The sequence below is a fragment of the Glutamicibacter sp. MCAF14 genome, from assembly GCF_052114325.1.
GTDB lineage: Bacteria > Actinomycetota > Actinomycetes > Actinomycetales > Micrococcaceae > Glutamicibacter > Glutamicibacter arilaitensis.
In genome coordinates, this window is record NZ_JBFREO010000002.1 from 411,557 (window position 1) to 431,162 (window position 19,606).

A 19,606-nucleotide genomic window follows, 5' to 3' on the forward strand; every position below is an offset into this window, starting at 1 on the left:
TGGCAGAATTGGGGCATGACCCTGTCGCAGAACCATCCGATGATTGATGGCCGTACCCAAGATTCCGCTCTGATCCAAGCTCTGACCGGCAAGAAGCCGTCGCATCACCCGGTGTGGTTCATGCGCCAGGCCGGCCGTTCGCTGCCTGAATACCTGAAGCTGCGCGAAGGGGTGAGCATGCTCGACTCCTGCCTGGACCCTGCCATGGCCAGCGAGATCACCTTGCAGCCGGTGCGCCGCCACAAGGTGGACGCCGGAATCTTCTTCTCCGATATCGTCATCCCGCTGCGACTGGCCGGCATCGGCGTAGACATCGTGCCAGGTGTTGGCCCGGTACTCGATACCCCGATCCGCACCGCCGAACAGGTCGCCGCCCTTCCAGAGCTCACCGACGAAGCCCTGGAACCAATCCGCGAAGCAGTGCGCCTGACCGTTGCCGAACTGGGCAGCACCCCGCTGATCGGTTTTGCCGGAGCGCCATTCACCGTGGCCGCCTACATGGTCGAGGGCAAGCCGAGCCGCGACCACCTGGGCCCGCGCACCATGATGCACACCGACCCGGAAGTCTGGGACGGATTGATGAGCTGGGCCGCGAATGCCTCGGGCAAGTTCCTGCGCGCCCAGGTCGAGGCCGGAGCTTCGGCCGCGCAGCTCTTCGACTCCTGGGCCGGCTCGCTGTCGCTGCCGGACTACCAGAAGTTCGTTGCTCCTTACTCGGTGAAGTCCTTGGACTACGTGCGCGATCTGGGTGTGCCTATGATCCACTTCGGCACCGGAACCGGCGAGCTGCTCACCGCGATGCGCGATGCAGGGGTCGATACCGTGGGCGTGGACTACCGCATCCCGCTGGAAACGGCCATCGAACGCCTGGGCCAGGACGTATCGGTCCAGGGCAATATCGACCCGGCTTTGCTGGCTGCACCTTGGGAAGTTCTCGAAGCGCATGTGCGTGAAGTGGTGGCAGCGGGCAAGAACGCTCGCGGCCACGTGGTGAACCTGGGCCACGGTGTTCCTCCGACCACCGATCCAACCGTGTTGACCCGTGTGGTGGAGCTCATCCACTCGCTGTAATTCAACAGGTCTAAGCTAGGTTCAGGGTCCTTGTCCAACTGTCCGTCGAGGACAAAGTGCAGGACAGGGCCCGGTCAAATTCTGAAGGTAGAAGGGTGCTAGGTACGTGAGCAAGGAACAGCGCAACCTGCGTGCAGGGGATTCATCCGAAACCACTGATGCGGCCAAACCGCGACGCGATATTGCCAATGAGGCCGCAGCGCACGCCTTGCGCCTGTTGGAAAAGGTGCGCCACGCCAGCGAAGCACGCCTAGCTAAGACCGATACGGATGGTGATGGCCAGCAGAACGCGGCACCGCATGCAGTGGTGATCGGCGGCGGCATCGCCGGACTGGTTGCCGCCCGCGAACTGCGCCAGACCGGCCACGAAGTCACCGTGCTGGAAGCCACCGGTAACTTCGGCGGATGCGTACGCTCCACCGAAGTTGCGGGACTGAGAATTGACGCCGGCGCCGAATCCTTCGCCGTGCGCGGGGGAGTCGTCGCCTCCTACCTCGACGAGCTGGATCTCGGCGAGCAGATCGCCGCCACCTCCGGGCAGCCTGCTTGGCTCATCCAGGGCGAGGACCAAGAGATCCTGGCCCATCCGATGCCGGCCACCGCGATGCTGGGCATCCCGGGTAACGTGCGCACCGATGAAGTGCGAGCGATCATCGGCCGTCCAGCCACCGTGCGCGCCGCGGCAGACCTGATCACCCCGATGAGCAAGAAATGGGCTACCGAAAAGCTGTCCATCGCTGAAGTGGTCCGTGCACGCATGGGCCAAGCGGTGCTGGATCAGCTGGTCGCTCCAGTGGTCAACGGCGTGTACTCCACCGACCCAGCCAAGATCTCCATTGACGCCGCCGCGCCGGGACTGCGCCAGGCCATGCAGGAGACCGGTTCGCTGGCTCGTGCGGTGTCCAAGCTGCAGGCTTCGGCCCCCGCAGGCTCCCGGGTCGCTGGGCTCAACGGCGGCATGCACACCATGGTCCAGGCCCTGGTGGCCCAACTGGAAGAAGCTGGAGTCGCGCTGGTGCGCAATTGCGCTGCCACCGCCTTGAGCCATGATCCGCAAGCGGCTGCACCGTACGCCGTGCGAACCCTGGGCCAGGAATTGCACGCAGATCGGGTAGTGCTCGCGGTTCCCGCGCAGCCTGCCCTTGAATTGCTCAACCCCCTGTTCGCCGCAGAACAGCAACTTGACTCCGATGGTGACGCCAACGCCATTGCCTTGGCGATTCTGGTAATCGACAAGCCGGAACTTGATGATGCCCCGCGCGGTTCAGGGGTGCTGGTTTCCAAGCAAGCCCCGCTGGCCGCGAAGGCGCTGACCCATTCGACCGCCAAGTGGCCTTGGCTGGCTGACGAGTCCGGCCCAGGCACGCATGTCATCCGCCTGTCCTTTGGACGGATCGGCGAACACGAGAACCTGGTCGAATCCGGGGATGACTCCGCACTCATCGACCAGGCAATCAAAGATGCTTCAAAGATTCTCGGTGTTCAATTGCATCGTGATGATGTCTTGGGAAGCACCGTTTCACGCTTCAGCGACATGGTTCCGCTGCAGGGGGAGGCCGCAACGGCGCGCCGCACCGCACTGCAGCACAACCTGTCGGACTTCGAAGGGCTCGATGTAGTTGGCGCATGGATTGCCGGCACCGGGCTGGCGCGAGTTATCGCCCAAGCCCGCAGCGCCGTGGCAATCAGCGCCCGCTAAGCACCCCCAAGCTAACTAACCTGGACAGCTGTCCAAAACCAGATCAAGGAGAATACCAAGTGAGCACCGCACCGGAGCATAATTCCCCAGTCATTCGCGAACGTGAGAATGCAGGAGAAAACCCGACGTTCTTCTACACCCTGTGGACCATTTTCAAGCGTTCGCAAATCGTTGAGCGTTCCGAGGCCGCTGCCGCTGAATTCGATGCCCTGATCGAGCAGCTGGCTGCCGAAGGCGCCATCGTGCGCGGCATCTACGACGTCTCGGCCATGCGCGAAGACGCAGACGTGATGATCTGGGTCCACGGTCCAGCCGCTGAGCTGCTGCAGGCCTCGATGCGCAAGATCCGCCGCTCCGCACTGCTGGAGGGTACCGAAATCGTGTACTCCACCATGGCCGTGCACCGCGAAGCAGAATTCGCCAAGGACCACTCGCCGGCATTCGCCCGCGGCGTGGATGCCAAGGAATGGATGACCGTCTACCCGTTCGTGCGCTCCACCGAGTGGTACACCATGGATCCAGCAGAGCGCGGCAAGATGCTGCGCGACCACGGCATCCTGGGCCGCGAATTCCCTAACGTACTGGCCAACACCGTAGCCGCTTTCTCCTTCAGCGACTTCGAATGGCAGATCTGCCTGGAAGCCGATGACATGATCGATTTGGTCGACATGATGCGCCACCTGCGCTACACCGAAGCCCGCCACCATGTGCGTGAGGAGACTCCGTTCTACACCGGCCGCCGCATCTCGGCCGCGCAGGTACTAGAGGTCCTGAAGTGAGCCAGGCCTTCGACCCCCGCCAGGGATATGACGGCCAAGGCCGCATGATCCCCAAGGCGTACGACGCCATCTTGCTGGCGTCCTTCGGCGGACCCGAGGGCCAGGATGATGTCATCCCGTTCCTGCGCAAGGTCACCGAAGGCCGCGGTATCCCGGACGAGCGTCTGGAAGAAGTCGCGGTGCACTACCGCAAGAATGGCGGTGTCTCGCCGATCAACGCGCAGAACCGCGCGCTGAAGGCCGCGCTGGAAGCCGAACTTGCTGATCGCGGCATCGACCTGCCGATCTACTGGGGCAACCGCAACTGGCACCCGTTCGTGAATGACACGCTCAAGGAACTGGCCGCCGATGGGCATCGCAAGGTGCTGCTGATGGGCACCGGCGCGTACTCCGGCTACTCGGCATGCCGCCAGTACCGTGAAGATGCTGGCATGGGCCTGCTGGAAACCGGTCTGGACGGCGTGGTGGAGATCGACAAGCTGCGCCAGTTCTTCGATACCCCGGCTTTCGTGACGCCTTTCGTCCACTCGCTGCGTACCTCGCTGGCCAACGTCCGTGCTCAGCTGGCTGAAGCAGGGAAGGAAGATGGCCAGATCAAGATCGTCTTCGTCACCCACTCCATCCCGATGGCCGATGCCCAGGCCGCCGGGCCCGAAGGCATCCGCGCCGACGGGTACGAGAACCTGTACACCACCCAGCACCAGGCCGTAGCTGACTACATCCTCTCCCAGGTTGAAGAAGCCCAGGGGCTGGAGCATTCGCTGGTGTACCAATCGCGTTCCGGGGCACCGCATGTGCCATGGCTGGAACCGGACATCAACGATGCGCTGGAAGAAGACGCCGCCGCAGGGATCGCCGGGGTAGTGGTGGTGCCCATCGGCTTCATCTCCGACCACATGGAAGTGATGTGGGATCTGGACACCGAAGCCCGGGACAGCTGCGCCGAGCTGGGCCTGGCCTTTGACCGTGTCGCCACCCCGGGGACCCACCAGGCGTTCATTACCGGCCTGGTGGACCTGGTTGAAGAACGCCTGGCCGGCCCCGATGGCAAGGCGCTGCGCGAGGGCCGCACCTCGGTGGTTGCCGGCGGTCCATGGTTTGATGTCTGCCGTCCGGGCTGCTGCGAGAAGCGTGCCCTGGACGGAACGTTGCGCCCGACGATCGGCGCAGTAGATTCAGAAGTTGGTGTACCCCAATCATGAGCGAATCATTTCGTGTAGGAACCCGTGGCAGCGCGCTGGCCACGACCCAGACCGGATGGGCCGCGCAAAAGCTGGCCGGGATTTCCGGGCTGGACGTGGAAACTGTTCTGGTCAAGACCGAAGGCGATGTGGTGACCGGTTCGCTGGCCACCCTGGGCGGCACCGGCGTCTTCGCCGCCGCCCTGCGCCAGCACCTGCTGGATGCCGGCTGCGACCTGGCCGTGCACTCGCTCAAGGACCTGCCGACCGCGCAGCCTGAAGGCCTGGTGCTGGCCGCGATTCCCGCGCGTGAAGACGTGCGCGATGCGCTGTGCTCGCGTGACTCGCTGGGACTGGACCAGCTGCCGCACGGTGCCAAGATCGGTACCGGCTCGCCGCGTCGTGCAGCCCAGCTGCTGGCCTACCGCAGCGACTTCGAGATTGTTGATATCCGTGGCAACGTCCCAACCCGCTTGGGCCGCGTCAAGGGTGTAGGGAAGACCTTGGATGATGGCAGCGTGGGACGCTCCACCCAGGGCGACCTGGATGCGGTGATCCTGGCAGCTGCCGGCATGCGCCGGCTGGGCTTGGAAGATCACATCACCGAGTACCTGGATCCTTCGATCATGCTGCCTGCACCGGGCCAGGGCGCTTTGGCTTTGGAAACCCGCAGTGCAGGTTCGGGGCACCAGGCCCTGGATGCGGCGCTGTCCCAATTCGATGATGCCCACACCCGCATGCAGGTAGAGGCCGAACGCGCGCTGCTGTCCACGCTGGAAGCAGGGTGCGCCGCCCCGATTGGTGCCTTGGCCCATATCGACGGCGATGACCTGGTTCTTGAAGCGGTGGCCTGCAACCCCGATGGCTCGGAAACCATGCGCCGCAGCGCACGGATCGCCTGCAGCACCACCGATGCTGCACAGCAGCTGGGCCGTTCGCTGGCGCAGTCGATGATCGCCGATGGCGCTGCCGTAGTCGCCGGGCTGGCATAGCTCAGGGCCATGGCTTATCAAGCACTGATCCTGCGCAACCCGGCACGTGCCGCGGCCACCGTGCAGGAATTCGATCAGCTGGGCATCACCTCGTGGTGCGCCCAGCTGATCGAAACCGTTTGGCCTGCCGATCGCAGTTCGCTGCAGCACATGGCCAGCGAGCTGGTGGCCGGAGCCTACTCCTGGCTGGTCTTCACCTCGGTGAATACCGTCAAGGTAGTGCAGCAGGTCTTGGATGGCCAGCCGTTGCCCGAGCCGCTTCGCCTGGCCTCGGTCGGAGAGAAAACCACCGAAGCCATCGAAAGGTACTTGGGCCGCAGCGTGGACTTCGAAGCTGAAGAGCAATCGGCTGCCGGCATGCTTGCGGCCTGGGTCCCTGAGCCGGGCGCCAGGATCTGCTATCCGCACGGCGATCTGGCCAGCTCCACGCTGGCCGACGGGCTGGGCAAATACCCGGTGCAGGTCAATGAATTCATTGCCTATGAAACCGTGGATGCTCCGGCCGATGGCACCCCCGTGTCAGAGCCGGAAGCGGTACCCGGACTCAATGTCTTATCGGCGAACCGCATCGGTGACAGACTGGAAGAACAGGATCTAGTGGTCTTCTCGGCTCCCAGCGTAGTCCGACGTTTCGTGCAGCTGGCAGGTACGCAGCTGCCCGAGAAACTGCAGACCATCGCGATTGGCCGTCCGACGGCCCGGGCCATGGAGCGTGCCGGGCTGCCGGTGCATGCGGTGGCCTCTGCTCCCACCCCGCAGGGCCTGGCCCGTGCGGCCCAAGATTTGCTCCGGTACCGGTAATTCCCGGACCGGAAGTGTGCACAACGAAATAAGAAGTTATGAGAACTGGAGAAAGAGGAGCCATGGGTTTCCCTCAGCATCGCCCGCGCCGGTTGCGGCAGAATCCCGCCATCCGCCGTTTGGTGGCAGAAAATGAGCTTTCGGCACGTCAACTGATCTTGCCTGCCTTCGTGCGCGAGGGACTGGCCGAGCCCAACGAGATCACCTCCATGCCAGGGGTCTACCAGCACACCATGGACTCGCTGAAGGCTGCCGCGTCGAACGCGGCCGAGCTGGGCCTGGGCGGCATCATGCTCTTCGGCATCCCGGAAGTACGCGACGAGAACGGTTCAGCCGGTCTTGACCCGCAGGGCATCCTGAACCGCGGCATTGCAGCGGTACGCGCCGAAGTAGGCGATGAACTGGTGGTCATGTCCGATGTCTGCCTGGACGAATTCACCTCGCACGGCCACTGCGGCGTGCTCGATGCCCAGGGCGGCGTGGATAACGATGCCACCTTGGAAATCTACGGCCAGATGGCTGTGGCCCAGGCCGAGGCTGGCGCCCACATGCTGGGCCCCTCGGGCATGATGGATGGCCAGATCGGCGTGATCCGTGAAGCACTGGATGCTGCCGGACGCCAGGATGTGTCCATCCTCGCCTATAGCGCCAAGTACGCCAGCGCGTTCTACGGCCCGTTCCGCGAGGCCGTGGATTCCCAGCTGGTGGGGGACCGCCGCACTTACCAGATGGATTCGGCCAACCGCAGCGAAGCTGTGCTGGAAGCTGAACTGGATATTGCCGAAGGCGCGGACATGATCATGGTCAAGCCGGCCATGAGCTACCTGGATATTGTGCGCGATATTGCCGATATTTCCCCGGTTCCGGTCTCCGCCTACCAGATCTCCGGCGAGTACTCGATGATCGAGGCCGCAGCCGCCAACGGCTGGATTGACCGCAAGGCCTCCGTGCTTGAATCGCTGCTGTCGATCAAGCGTGCAGGCGCCCAGCAGATTTTGACGTACTACGCCGCCGAAGTTGCCGGCTGGCTCAAGGAAGGTAAATAAGACGCATGTCTAACTCTGAAAAGCTTTTTGCCGAGGCCCGCGAGGTCATGCCAGGCGGCGTGAATTCCCCAGTGCGCGCCTTCGGTTCAGTCGGTGGAATTCCTCCGTTCATGGTGGGGGCCAAGGGCGCCTACCTGACCGATGCCGATGGCAAGGAATATGTTGATCTGGTGTGCTCTTGGGGTCCGGCACTGCTGGGCCATGCCCACCCGGAGATCCAGGCTGCCGTGCACGCGGCTGTGGATCGCGGCCTGTCGTTCGGCGCATCCACCCCGGATGAAGCCAGGCTCGGCGCGCTGATCAAGTCCCGCATGGGCGGGGTAGAGCGCGTGCGGATGGTCTCCACCGGTACCGAAGCGACCATGACCGCTGTCCGCCTGGCTCGTGGCTTCACCGGCCGCGAACTGGTCATCAAGTTCTCCGGCTGCTACCACGGACACCTGGACGGCCTGCTGGCTGACGCAGGATCGGGCCTGGCCACCTTGGCCCTGCCAGGTTCTGCTGGCGTGACCGCTGCGACCGCAGCCGAGACCCTGGTCCTGCCATACAACGACCGGGCAGCAATTGAAGCTGCTTTCGCTGAGCACGGTGCAAACATTGCCGCCGTAATCACCGAATCCGCACCGTGCAACATGGGCGTTGTCGTGCCAGAAGATGGCTTCAACAAGTTCCTGAAGGACACCACCGCCAAGCACGGCGCACTGCTGATCCTCGACGAGGTGCTCACCGGCTTCCGCGCATCTTCCTCGGGTTACTGGGGCTTGACCGGCAAGGACGAGGGCTGGAATGCGGACCTCTACACCTTCGGCAAGGTCATCGGCGGCGGCCTGCCGACCGCCGCCCTGGGCGGCCGCGCCGAGGTCATGGACTATCTGGCACCGTTGGGGCCGGTCTACCAGGCAGGTACGCTCTCGGGCAACCCAGTGGCCATGGCCGCTGGCATCGCCCAGCTGACTCACGCCACCGAAGAGGTGTACGCGCACCTGAACAAGCAGTCCGAGGCGTTGCAGTCCTCGATCACAGAGTCCTTCAACGCCGCAGGCCTGGATCACTCGATCCAGCGCGCCGGCACCTTGTTCTCGGTAGCCTTCGGCACCTCCGAAAAGGGCGTGCACAACTACGCTGACGCGCAGGGGCAGGAAGCCTTCCGCTACGCGCCGTTCTTCCACTCGATGCTGGAGTCGGGAATCTACCTGCCACCAAGCGTCTTCGAAGCATGGTTCGTCTCGGCAGCCCACGACGATGCGGCAATGGAGAAGATCTTCGCAGCCCTTCCAGCAGCCGCGAAGGCAGCTGCGGCCGCCAAGGCCTAGTCCTTAGCAACAAATGCATCAGCCAACGCCTCGCAGGCACCTGTGGTGCCTGCCAGGCGTTGGCTGTTTAATCCTCGATAGCTTGAGGGTAAAGAAAACTGCCCGAGTTCCATGATTGGAACTCGGGCAGCTGTGGCTCTGGCGTTGGGGCTGTGCCCCGCTGCTGGAAGAAGTACTTAGAAAGCGGCGATGACGCTGCCGTCGTTCCAGGTCTTCTCGATGTAATCGCGGACCTCATCCGAGTGCAGCAGCTCTTCGAGCTTGGCAATGGCTGGGGTCTCTTCGCCATCGCGCCAGGTCAGGAAGTTGGCGTTCGGGTTGTTCTCGCCGGACTCCTGAGCCAGGATCTCGTCCTTGTTCAGGTTGGCCTGGACGATGAAGTTGCCGTTGATAACAGCCACACCGATGGAATCGTCACTCATGTAGTACTGCGGAACCTGCTCGGCGTTGGCATCCTTGAGTACCAGGCCCAGAGGGTTCTTTTCCTTGTCGCCTTCGACCGTGAGGACCGAGTCATCGTCGGCGATGTTCTTGAGCAGACCTGCTTCTTCCAGAACACGCATGCCACGGATCTGGTTTACCGGGTCGTTGTTCAGCAGCACGGTGGTGCCCTCGGTGACATCCTCGGTGTTGTCGAACTTCTTGGAGAAGACAGTCATTGGCTCTACGTGAACGCCAGCGCCGTGGGCGAACTCGTAGCCCTTTTCCTTCATCTCGGTGGCGAGGTAGGCCTCGGTCTGGAAGTAGTTGGCATCCAGCGAGCCGTCGGCCAGCGAAGTGTTTGGAAGAACGTAGTCATCGTATTCAACGACGTCGATGTCGATGCCGGCTTCCTGAGCCAGGTTCTCATCGATGAAGTTCAGGATGTCTGCCTGTGGAACTGGGCTGGCGCCTACCTTGATAACCGTAGGGTTCGCTGGATCCAAGGTAGCTGCAGCGTCTGCAGTCGGTTCGCTGCTGCCGCAAGCGGTCAGTGCGAATGCGGTGGCAACACCGGTGATGGCGAGTGCGAGTTTCTTGCGCATAACTTGTTCTTTCCTTAGGTAGAGCCGTGAGGCACTGTGTGAGTGAATTTGCCGTGTCCTCAGCGATTCCACGGCGCCACCGGATGAACCGGTGGAGGTTATTTGCTAGCGGTGATCGACCTTGCGGGCAATTACATCGCCGATGATCTGGACCAGCTGGACCAGGATCACGATAATGACGATGGTCGCAAGCATGATGGGCATGCTGTAGCGGGCGTAGCCGTAGGTGTAGGCCATGCGGCCCAAGCCGCCACCGCCAACCAGGCCGGCCATGGCGGAGTAGCCGATCAACGTCACCATGGTGGTGGTGATGGCCGCGATGATCCCTGGCATGGCTTCGGGAACCAGAACCTTGCGGATGGTTTGGAGCTTGGTGGAGCCCATGACTAATGCGGCATCGACCTTCCCCGAAGAAACGTCCCGCAGCGCGGTCTCAACAAGGCGGGCGAAGAATGGAACGGTACCGATGGTCAACGATACGGAGGCCGCGATCGGACCAAGTGAGGTGCCGACCAGCATGCCAGCAAAGGGAATCAAAGCAACCATCAAGATGGCGAAGGGAATGGAACGGGTGATGTTGACGATGACGGCCGAAAGGATCGCGTTCAGCCAACGAACGGGACGCAGACCGCCCTTCCCGGTGACATGGAGCAAAATACCCAGCAGCAACCCGATGACTACGGTGACGATGCCGGAAATCACCACCATCTGCAGAGTTTCGACGGTAGCGACCCACATGGCCTTGAGTACGGTGGGGGTGAAGAAATCCATTGCTTACTTGGCTCCCTTCACGGTTACGGCGATGCCGGTGGACTTCAGGTGATTCACAATTGCATTCAAATCGGCATCAGCAGCCAGCTGCAGGCGCAAGTGCGCGTACTGCTGCTCGCCAAGCTGTTCAACAGAACCAGCCAAGACATTGACATCGGTATTGAACTGGCGCGAGATCGAGGAGATCACTGGCTGGGTTGCCTGGTCGCCGGTGTAGAGCAGGTCCAGGATCGGGCCTTCGCCGTCGACGCGCGGAGCATCACCAGGAAGCGGGAGCAAGGTGGAAGCCAAGCTGCCTTTGGCGTTGGTGATGACCTGTTCGATGTTGCCGTGTTCCACGATTTTTCCGGCTTCAAGCAGCGAGACAGAGTCGCAGGCCTGTTTTACGACGTGCATTTCGTGGGTAATGATCAGCACCGTGATGTTCAGCCGGTCACGCAGCTTCTTGACCAGATCCAGGATTTCGTCAGTGGTCTTCGGATCCAATGCGCTGGTTGGCTCATCGCACAACAGCACATCTGGATCAGTGGCCAATGCGCGGGCGATGCCCACGCGCTGGCGCTGGCCGCCGGAGAGCTGGGATGGGTAGCCCTTGGCGAACTTGGTCAGGCCCACAAGCTCCAGGAGTTCAGCGACCTTGGCATCAATTTCAGCCTTGGGGGTGCCCACTAGTTCCAGCGGGTAGGCCACGTTCTGCTCGGTGGTGCGCGAGTCGAAGAGGTTCGCGTGCTGGAACACCATGCCGATTCGACGTCGCGCATTCCGCAATTCGTCGGTGCTGACGTTGGTCAGCTCCTTGCCGTTTACGGCAACGGTTCCGGAGGTGGGCTGGTCGAGCAAGGTCAAGCAACGGACAAGAGTGGATTTACCCGCTCCAGAATGTCCGACGATGCCATGAATTTTCCCGGTAGGGACTTCAAGGCTGACACCATCAAGGGCAACAACATCTTTGCTGCCCTGCTGGTAGACCTTGCGCAGGTCACTAACTGTGATCACTAGGCGTGTTCCTTCAGATTCTCAAAGGGTGTAGAGAGTACCCTCCATTGAATCACTATCGAACAAAATCGCTCGAATTAAGGGAAAAACACCTTCAAACTTCTTAGTGCAAGGGCTTATTTGGCAGTGCGTCGAATAAAATTTGCTGATTTATGACAGTAAATGAACGAATGGCTTCCACATAGTGGTCAACAGCCATAGTTGACCTATGTGAAATGACGCACAATGGCCTGGTTATTTCACTTTTTACGACTCAGTGATGGGCCATGCGCCATCAACAACAGCTTCAGGCTTCGTCTTGCGCAGGTAAGCCTGGAAACTTTCTGCCTGTTCTTTCGCCCAGCCGATCTGCCAGCCGTGCAATACCATCGGATCAACTTGCAGCTGCGGGTAGCGTTCGCCCAACTGGCGCGCGACCTCGACGCAGGCAACAGCATCAGCCAAAGACGTGTGTGCATTCTCTAGAACTACACCATAGAATTCGCAGGCCGCGGCCAGGGTGCGCTTGCCTTTGCGGAACCGATCAACCTGCTTATCGATGATGAACGGATCAATCACGTTACCGGGGAAGAATGGCTCAAGGTCGTATCGAACGGCTTCGCTGTAGAGCACAGAGAAATCGTAGGACGCATTAAAGGCAACGATTGGGGCTTGTTCCGAAGCGAACTTCAATAAGTTCAAGATCTCTTGGACGGACTGCTTCGCCGGGGCGCCCTCGGCGCGCGCCTTCTCCGTGGAGATGCCGTGAACCGCTGCTGCGGCTTCAGGGATCTCAACCCCGGGATCCACCAGCCACTCGCGGTTATTCACCACGTTGCCCTCGGCATCCAACAAGACAACCGAAGCCGTCACGATGCGTGCAGTGTTGGTATCAACACCAGTGGTTTCCAAGTCAAAGCCAATTGCCAGGCCCTTATGCCATTCAGTCATGGGTATAACGCTACAGCCAAGGCCGGACAGGACAGCTGTTCGAATTGCGTGTTGTGGAGTACTGCAAGCTAATTGGCAGAATAGAACCATGACAGCTCACTTGCCCCCACCGCCACTGGACTATTCCCAAGCAGTGCACCAACTTGCTGCCTTGGTGCCGGCAGGTGCGGTCCTGAGCTACAAGGACGTGGCCGAACTTCTGGGAAGCGGGGGAGCCCGGCAGGCAGGAAAAGCGATGGCAAGCGCTCCAGCAGGCACACCGTGGTGGCGGATCATTCGCTCGAATGGATCGCTGACCGAAGCGCTGGCCGAAACTGCGCAACGGCACTGGGATGAAGAAGGGCTGGCTGCTCCGGGCCGGCACGTGAACATCAACAAATCCCGCTGGAATCCCAGCAATCAGGCGTGGGAAGAAATTGATGCGCTGCGTACGGCGTTGGGCAACCCCAAAATGTCCGAGATGGATGATCAACTATGAGTATGGAAGAGACCCGAAGCCAGCCCACCGCACAGACTGCGGAGGTTCTTGGCCAACTGCGCTCGGTGAAAGGCCCCGTCCTTGTCACCGGTGCCCCGGGCACAGGAAAGACCCATCTGCTCATCGACACCGCAGTGGCACATCTCGACGCCGGGCTTGACCCGCAGTCCTTGCTCATTATCGGTCCAACCCGACTGACCGCCGCCTCGATTCGCGACGAACTCAGCCGCCGGGCGCAACGCACTTTTACCGAACCTGTGGTGCGCACCTGGTCCTCATATGCCTTCGACCTGATTCGCCGTGCTCGCGTTGAGGGTCTCTTGCCCCAGCTTGAACGTGCACCGCGTTTGCTCTCTGGCCCGGAGCAAGACACCCTGATCGGCCATCTCCTAGAGGGCCATTCCGCTGGCCTCACCGAAGGACCGCAGTGGCCCAGCGAACTGGAACTGGCCGTTGAGACACGAGGATTCCGCAAGGAAATTCGAGAGTTCTTTGATCGTGTTTCAGAGCTCGGCCTGGAACCAGCGGATATTGCAGACCTGGGACAACAAGCCAAGCGCCCCGAATGGCATGCCGCTGCACTGTTCTACCAGGAGTACCGAGACCTGCTGGACCTGGGCAGCGCCGAAGCCTTCGACCCGGCTGGCCTGATTACCCGTGCGGCGCAGATCCTTGAAGAGAATCAAGGATTCCTGCATGAAGAACAAGACCGCTTGGCTTTGATCCTCGTCGATGACCTGCAAGAAGCCACCCTGTCTCAGCATCGCTTGCTGTCATTGCTGGGCAAGGACCGTGCGATGGTCGCCTTCGCCGCTCCAGACAGCGTTGTCCAAGGATTCCGTGGAGCGCGCACCGATGAGCTGCATCGTTTTGCACAGAACTATGCGCACACCACCGAAGCGTCTTTCATGGAGCTCACCGGTGGCTTGCGCATGTCGCCACAAATCACCGAAGCGTGGAAACGGATCGTCAGCCGCGTCCCGCTGGCCGCAGGACTACGCGGACGAACAATCGAAGCATTGAATACCTCCGAGCATGAACTGTGCCAAGCGCTGGTCTTCGAGAATTCCACCTTGGAAGAACGATTCATCGCCCAACGCATCGTGCACTTGAACCTGTACGAGAACCGCAGCCTCGCCGATATTGCAATCGTCGTGCGCAACGGATCGCAAGTGCGTTCCTTCAGCCGCTTCCTTGAAGGCCAGGGAATTGGCATACAAGTGCCGCCGGCGGAAATCCCATTGAAGGATGAAGGGGCGGTCCGCCCGCTGCTTGATTTGCTGGACTTGGCGTTCAGCGATTCGCTCACCGATGACCCGCTGCTGATGCAGAATTTGTTGCTTTCCCGCTATGGGATGAGCACGGCCTTGGAGATCCGCCGGATCCGCCAATTGCTTCGCCAGCAGGAAGCTGAAGCCGGTGGACGCCGTTCCAGCCAGGAGTTGCTGGAAACTTGCCTGCGCGAGCCGGCACTGGCTGAGAAATTGGGCAAGCCCGGCTTTGGCCTGAAGCGGCTGCTGTCCATGTACGGTGCACTGCAAGAAGAACTAAACAGCGGAACTGCTACACCAGAAACAGCGCTCTGGGCCATGTGGGAAGCCTCGGGCCGCGCCAAAGCCTGGCGTGAAGAAGCACTGGGCACCGGTACCGCAGCACGCCGTGCCGACCACGACCTGGACGCTGTGCTCTCGCTTTTCCAGGCTGCCGAGCGTTTTGTGGACCAGCTTCCTGGCGCCAGCGTCAAGCAGTTCATTGACCACATCCTGCATCAAGATTTGCCGATGGACTCGCTGGCCACCCGTGCCGCTGGCGGGCAAACCGTCACGGTACTAACCACCGCAGCGGCCGCCGGAAAACAATGGCCGGTGGTATTCATTCCCGGACTGCAAGAAGGCTCGTGGCCTAACCTCCGACTGCGCGGGGAACTGCTGGGTTCCAACGCACTGGCCGATGCCGCCGAGCACGGCATTGATTTCCTGGCCACCAGAACACCAACGCACCTGGTACGCCAAATCCGCAACGACGAATTGCGCAGCTTCAGCAATGCCGTCTCCCGTGCCCAAGACCAGCTGATCTGTACTGCGGTGGATAACGAGGACAGCCAGCCCTCATCCTTCCTGGACCTGGTCGAACCACCGGGCCCGGAGGGGCGTGAACCAACCGCGGTTCCACGCATCCGTTCGCTGCCAGCCTTGGTGGCGGAGCTGCGCAGCACCGCCGAAAAGGCCAAAGCGGCAAGCCTAGGGGCAGTGCCTGCGCCGGCAGACGTAGAAGCGCATAGCCTCTACCAAGACGCCGTGCACGTGCTGGGCCGCCTTGCCCACGCTGAGCAACCGGTACGTGGCGCGCATCCAAGCTCCTGGTGGGGCCTGAGCCCGGTGACCACCACAGAGCCGGTGATCCCTGAGGACCAGCCGCGACGCGTCTCACCATCCAAGGTCGAGACCCTGGTGAAGTCGCCGCTGAACTGGTTTGTGCAAAGTGCCGGAGGCACTGCCGCCCATGATTTCGCAGCGTCGCTAGGCACCCTGATCCACTCCATTGCCGAAGAGCACCCCGAGGCCAGCGGAAGCGAATACGAGCGGATCCTTGAGCAACGCTGGCCGGAACTGGAAAAACTGGAGAATTGGGAAGGCCAAAGGGATTTTGACCGCGCCAACGGCATGCTCAGGAAATTTGCGGCCTACTGCGTGACCATGCGCCAAGAAGGCCGCGAACTGGTGGCCAGGGAAATGCCATTCCAGGTCGAGGTTCCCGCCGCTGATGGCTCGCACATCCAGCTGCGCGGCATTATTGACCGAGTCGAAGCTGACGCAAACGGCAAGGTGAGAGTTGTCGACCTGAAAACCGGATCCTCTGCCCCAACCAAGGAGGCCACCTTGGAGCACCCGCAGCTGGGTGTCTACCAAACGGCCATACAGCTCGGTGCGCTGCAAGAGCACGAGGAAACTGCCGGGCTGCCCGATGAGCCAGCCGGTGCTTCTTTGGTGTATGTCGGGACCAATACCAAAAGCGCCTCGGTGCGTGAACAACCATCAATCGGTGACGAAGACTGGGCTCGCACGCTCATACTCGAAGCCGCCGCACTTATGGGAAATAGCGAATTCATCACCCGGCACGTTTCGGGATCAGCCGGGATTCTCGGCAACTGCACGCTACCGGAAATCTGCCCATTGTGCGCCCAAGGACGACAGGTCACCGAACCATGAGCAATATCAGATTCACCCCGCAAGAACTCTCCGAAGCCCTAGGCGAGCAGTTCCCACCCACAGCCCAGCAGGCAGAAATTGTTGCTGCCCCGCTGGAACCCATGCTGGTGATCGCAGGAGCCGGTTCGGGAAAGACCAAAACCATGGCCGACAAGGTTGTCTGGCTGGTAGCCAACCAGCTGGTCCGCCCGGAAGAAATCCTCGGGGTGACCTTTACCCGCAAGGCCGCTGGCGAGCTGTCCATCCGCATCCGTGCCAAGATTGCCCAGCTGGTGGCCACCGGACTGCTCAGCGCAGAAGAAACCAGAGACTTTCTGGACCCCTCCGTCTCCACCTACCACTCCTACGCCAATACGCTTGTCCAAGACCACGGGCTGCGCCTTGGCTTGGAAGAAGACAGCGCACTGCTCGGGGCAGCACAATCATGGCAAGTAGCCCACTCGGTACTGGAAAAATACACCGGCAGCTATGAACACCTCAACAGCGCCACCAGCACCTTAATCGATGCCATCGTGTCCTTCAGCTCCGAAGCTTCAGAACATCTGGTCACCGCGCCATATGCACATCAATGGATCGATGACCTGGTCGAAAGATTGCGCACCCTGCCAATGGACGCAGAAAAGCCGAAGAAGACTACCCAGGCAGCCATTAAGCTCATTGACAAGCTCGCCTCACGCGCCACCATCGCGGAGCTGGCTGAAGAATATGCCTCGGAAAAGAAGCGTCTGGGCGTGATGGACTACGGGGACCTGGTAGCCCACGCCGCTCGCATTGCCCAGGAAGTGCCAGCCGCTGCGCTCGCCGAACGAGCCAGCCACAAGGTGGTACTTCTTGATGAATTCCAGGACACCTCGCACGCGCAAATGGTGCTCTTCTCCCAGCTCTATGGCCAAGGCCATCCGGTCACCGCGGTGGGTGACCCCAACCAATCCATTTACGGATTCCGCGGGGCCAGTGCCGGCCAGCTATTCCGCTTCCCAGAAGTCTTCCCAATCAATGGCGAGAACAGAAACGACGTTGCCCATGTAAAGCACCTGACCATCGCGTGGCGCAATACTGTCAACGTGCTTGCAGCGGCCAACAGCATCACTGCCGCAGCACCCCAACACCAGGGCCCGGTCTCGGTCAAGCCGTTGGATTCTTCGGCGCATGCCAAGCCCGGTCGCGTGGTGCTCAACCGTTGTGCAACGGTGCGTGAAGAAGCAGAAGCCATTGCAGAGATGATTGTTGCCGAGAATAGGAAGGCCGCCGAGCCGAAGACCAGCGCGGTGCTCTCACGCAACCGCACCCAGCTGAGCATCATGGGCGAAGTACTGGCAGAACGCGGCATCAAATACCAGCTGGTGGGCCTGTCCGGATTGCTGAGCACCCCGGAACTGACCGACCTGGTCTCGTACCTGCATGTGCTGGTTGACCCCCTGCGCTCCGATAAGCTCATGCGGATCTTGGCCGGGGCACGCTGGCGGTTGGGAACCGCAGACCTGATGGCCTTCGCCGACTGGTCCCGCCAGCTGGAGCGCCGCCGGGCCCACGGCCTGCAGTCAACCCCGGCAGCCGATGAAAGCGCATCGAGCGATGAAGATGTGCTCAAGGAGGCAGCACGCGCCGAACTCAACGATGCGGCCAGCCTGGTTGAAGCACTGGACTTCCTGCCCAAAGAAGGCTGGACGAGCAGTGACGGCAGAACTATCAGCCCCGCTGGCTATGAACGGCTAGCGGCTCTGCGTGATGAACTTGCCGGCTTGCGGCTACTGGCCAATGACGATCTGGAAACGCTGATCCGCGAAACCGAACGCGCCATGAATCTCGACATCGAGGTAGCGGCCAGGCCCTGGATCTCCAGGGACAAGGCCCGGGCCAACCTCGATGCGTTTGCCGACGTGGTGCGCGAATATTGCCGCAATGCGCCACGCGTGGAGCTGGCTGGTTTCCTGATGTGGTTGGAACAGGCTGCCGAAAAGGAAAAAGGTCTCCCACTGCCAAGTGAAGACGCAGATCCTAGCGCGGTGCAGCTGCTGACGGTCCACGCCTCAAAGGGACTTGAATGGGACATCGTGGCGGTGATGACCCTCAACGACGGGGTATTCCCCGGTTCTAAATCCGACCGCTGGACCAGTGGAGACAAAGCGCTGCCATGGGAATTGCGTGGAGATCACAAGGACCTGCCCCAATGGGACACCGACCAGCCGGCGTTGAAAGAACTGCTGGAAGCCGAGTCGATTTTCAAGGATAGGGTTGAAGACCACCATATTGCCGAAGAACGCCGCTTGGCCTACGTTGCGGTGACTCGCGCGAAGTCCTTGCTCATTTGCAGCAGCAGCGTCTGGACCAGTACGCGTACCAAGCCGACTGCGCCATCAGAATTCTTCAACTGCTTGGTCCCGTTGGCTGAAGGGGAAAATCCTCAAGCTGAAATTGGAGTCTGGGTGGAAGATGAGGATGCTCCTGAGCAAAACCCGAGCACCTTGACGCCGCTTGAAGCTGTGTGGCCCTATGACCCGCTGGAAGGGCCAGTCATCACCGGGGGAGTGCAAAAGACTCCCCACCCGTATTCACGCCGCGAGGTCATCGCCGAGATGGCCAAGGATCTTGAAGTTGTTTCCCAAGAGCATGAGCCGCTGACCAGCTTCGGCCAGCAGTGGGCTGAGGAAGCTGGCAAGCTCCTAGGGCAACGCGAATTCCTGGTCGGGCGTGAACGCCGCATTGAAGCACCCGAGCACGTGCGCGCTTCGCTGTTCGTTGAGCTGGCTGAAGACCCTGTGGAGGTATTGGAGAACCTTCGGCGCCCAGTGCCGCGCCGTCCAGGGCTTGCCGCCCGACGCGGTACCGCGTTCCACGCCTGGATTGAAGAGTTCTATGAGAAAACTTCGATGCTGGATCTGGGAGATCTTCAGGAACCAGCCGACGGCTACCTTGATGAGGCCTTGGATCTTGAATCCATGAAGGAAGCTTTCTTGTCCAGTGAATGGTCCAAGCTGCAGCCGGCCTATGTCGAGGTTCCTTTGGAGACCCGCGTGGGGCCGGTGGCTGTGCGTGGCCGCATTGATGCTGTCTTCCAGATGGAAGATGGCACATGGCTGATGCTCGACTGGAAGACCGGACGTGTTCCCAGCGGCAAGGACCTGAAGAGCAAACTAGTCCAGCTGGCCGTATACCGGCTCGGCTGGTCTCGTCTGCATGGAATCCCACTAGAGGAGATCAAGGCCGCGTTCTACTACGTGGCAGCGGGCATCACTATCCATGCCGAATACCTGCATAATGAGCAGGAGCTTGAACACATGATCTCCAGCGCCTTCGACCAGCTCAGCAACTAGT

At 61.1% G+C, this 19,606-nt stretch carries 15 protein-coding genes; 11 read left to right on the forward strand and 4 right to left on the reverse strand.

The genetic code is table 11. The features are described 5' to 3' along the window. The first annotated feature begins 15 nt into the window (after nucleotides 1-15). The 8 genes from hemE (at nucleotide 16) to hemL (ending at nucleotide 8,882) form a co-directional block, all read left to right on the forward strand. Complete coding sequence (hemE, locus tag AB4Y71_RS04580) at nucleotides 16-1,071, forward strand: uroporphyrinogen decarboxylase (protein ID WP_441718251.1); 1,056 nt, start codon at nucleotides 16-18, stop codon at nucleotides 1,069-1,071. A 106-nt stretch (nucleotides 1,072-1,177) separates the two neighbouring features. Next, entirely contained in the window at nucleotides 1,178-2,770 is a 1,593-nt protein-coding gene (gene hemG / locus AB4Y71_RS04585) for a protoporphyrinogen oxidase (protein ID WP_013349492.1), read from the forward strand. A 92-nt stretch (nucleotides 2,771-2,862) separates the two neighbouring features. Further along, nucleotides 2,863-3,549 carry a hydrogen peroxide-dependent heme synthase gene (gene hemQ, locus AB4Y71_RS04590; RefSeq protein ID WP_049862738.1) on the forward strand — a complete coding sequence of 229 codons (687 nt, stop codon included), beginning with the start codon at nucleotides 2,863-2,865 and terminating at the stop codon, nucleotides 3,547-3,549. After that, nucleotides 3,546-4,751, forward strand: a complete 1,206-nt coding sequence (locus AB4Y71_RS04595) for a ferrochelatase (RefSeq protein ID WP_441680208.1) — start codon at nucleotides 3,546-3,548, stop codon at nucleotides 4,749-4,751. Before hemQ ends, AB4Y71_RS04595 begins: the two co-directional genes overlap by 4 nt. Then, on the forward strand, nucleotides 4,748-5,722 hold the full coding sequence (gene hemC, locus AB4Y71_RS04600; protein WP_013349489.1) for a hydroxymethylbilane synthase: 975 nt from the start codon (nucleotides 4,748-4,750) through the stop codon (nucleotides 5,720-5,722). Before AB4Y71_RS04595 ends, hemC begins: the two co-directional genes overlap by 4 nt. 9 nt (nucleotides 5,723-5,731) lie before the next feature. After that, nucleotides 5,732-6,523, forward strand: a complete 792-nt coding sequence (locus AB4Y71_RS04605; protein ID WP_441718254.1) for a uroporphyrinogen-III synthase — start codon at nucleotides 5,732-5,734, stop codon at nucleotides 6,521-6,523. Nucleotides 6,524-6,585: 62 nt separating this feature from the next. Next, nucleotides 6,586-7,569: a porphobilinogen synthase gene (gene hemB / locus AB4Y71_RS04610; protein WP_102597419.1), complete on the forward strand. Its 984-nt coding sequence runs from the start codon at nucleotides 6,586-6,588 to the stop codon at nucleotides 7,567-7,569. 5 nt (nucleotides 7,570-7,574) lie between these two features. Then, on the forward strand, nucleotides 7,575-8,882 hold the full coding sequence (gene hemL, locus AB4Y71_RS04615; protein WP_441718257.1) for a glutamate-1-semialdehyde 2,1-aminomutase: 1,308 nt from the start codon (nucleotides 7,575-7,577) through the stop codon (nucleotides 8,880-8,882). 176 nt (nucleotides 8,883-9,058) lie between these two features. Here hemL and AB4Y71_RS04620 read toward each other — a convergent pair whose 3' ends face one another. The 4 genes from AB4Y71_RS04620 to AB4Y71_RS04635 form a co-directional block, all read right to left on the reverse strand. Further along, nucleotides 9,059-9,907: a MetQ/NlpA family ABC transporter substrate-binding protein gene (locus tag AB4Y71_RS04620; RefSeq protein ID WP_441718260.1), complete on the reverse strand. Its 849-nt coding sequence runs from the start codon at nucleotides 9,905-9,907 to the stop codon at nucleotides 9,059-9,061. A 105-nt stretch (nucleotides 9,908-10,012) separates the two neighbouring features. After that, a complete protein-coding gene (locus tag AB4Y71_RS04625) occupies nucleotides 10,013-10,678 on the reverse strand; it encodes a methionine ABC transporter permease (protein WP_013349484.1) in 666 nt (221 codons plus the stop codon). 3 nt (nucleotides 10,679-10,681) lie between these two features. Beyond that, nucleotides 10,682-11,674 carry a methionine ABC transporter ATP-binding protein gene (locus AB4Y71_RS04630; RefSeq protein WP_134779832.1) on the reverse strand — a complete coding sequence of 331 codons (993 nt, stop codon included), beginning with the start codon at nucleotides 11,672-11,674 and terminating at the stop codon, nucleotides 10,682-10,684. Nucleotides 11,675-11,920: 246 nt separating this feature from the next. Beyond that, a complete protein-coding gene (locus tag AB4Y71_RS04635; RefSeq protein WP_134779833.1) occupies nucleotides 11,921-12,604 on the reverse strand; it encodes a 3'-5' exonuclease in 684 nt (227 codons plus the stop codon). A gap of 88 nt (nucleotides 12,605-12,692) precedes the next feature. Between AB4Y71_RS04635 and AB4Y71_RS04640 the strand changes: the two genes are divergently transcribed. Genes AB4Y71_RS04640 through AB4Y71_RS04650 form a run of 3 tightly spaced genes read left to right on the forward strand, consistent with a single transcriptional unit; the run spans nucleotide 12,693 to nucleotide 19,605 of the window. Further along, nucleotides 12,693-13,082: an MGMT family protein gene (locus tag AB4Y71_RS04640; RefSeq protein WP_013349481.1), complete on the forward strand. Its 390-nt coding sequence runs from the start codon at nucleotides 12,693-12,695 to the stop codon at nucleotides 13,080-13,082. Then, nucleotides 13,079-16,291: an ATP-dependent helicase gene (locus tag AB4Y71_RS04645; RefSeq protein ID WP_441718264.1), complete on the forward strand. Its 3,213-nt coding sequence runs from the start codon at nucleotides 13,079-13,081 to the stop codon at nucleotides 16,289-16,291. The genes AB4Y71_RS04640 and AB4Y71_RS04645 overlap by 4 nt, the downstream gene beginning before the upstream one ends. Next, nucleotides 16,288-19,605, forward strand: coding sequence for an ATP-dependent helicase (locus AB4Y71_RS04650; RefSeq protein WP_441718267.1), 3,318 nt, complete (start codon nucleotides 16,288-16,290; stop codon nucleotides 19,603-19,605). The genes AB4Y71_RS04645 and AB4Y71_RS04650 overlap by 4 nt, the downstream gene beginning before the upstream one ends. The last annotated feature ends 1 nt before the right edge of the window (nucleotide 19,606 follow it).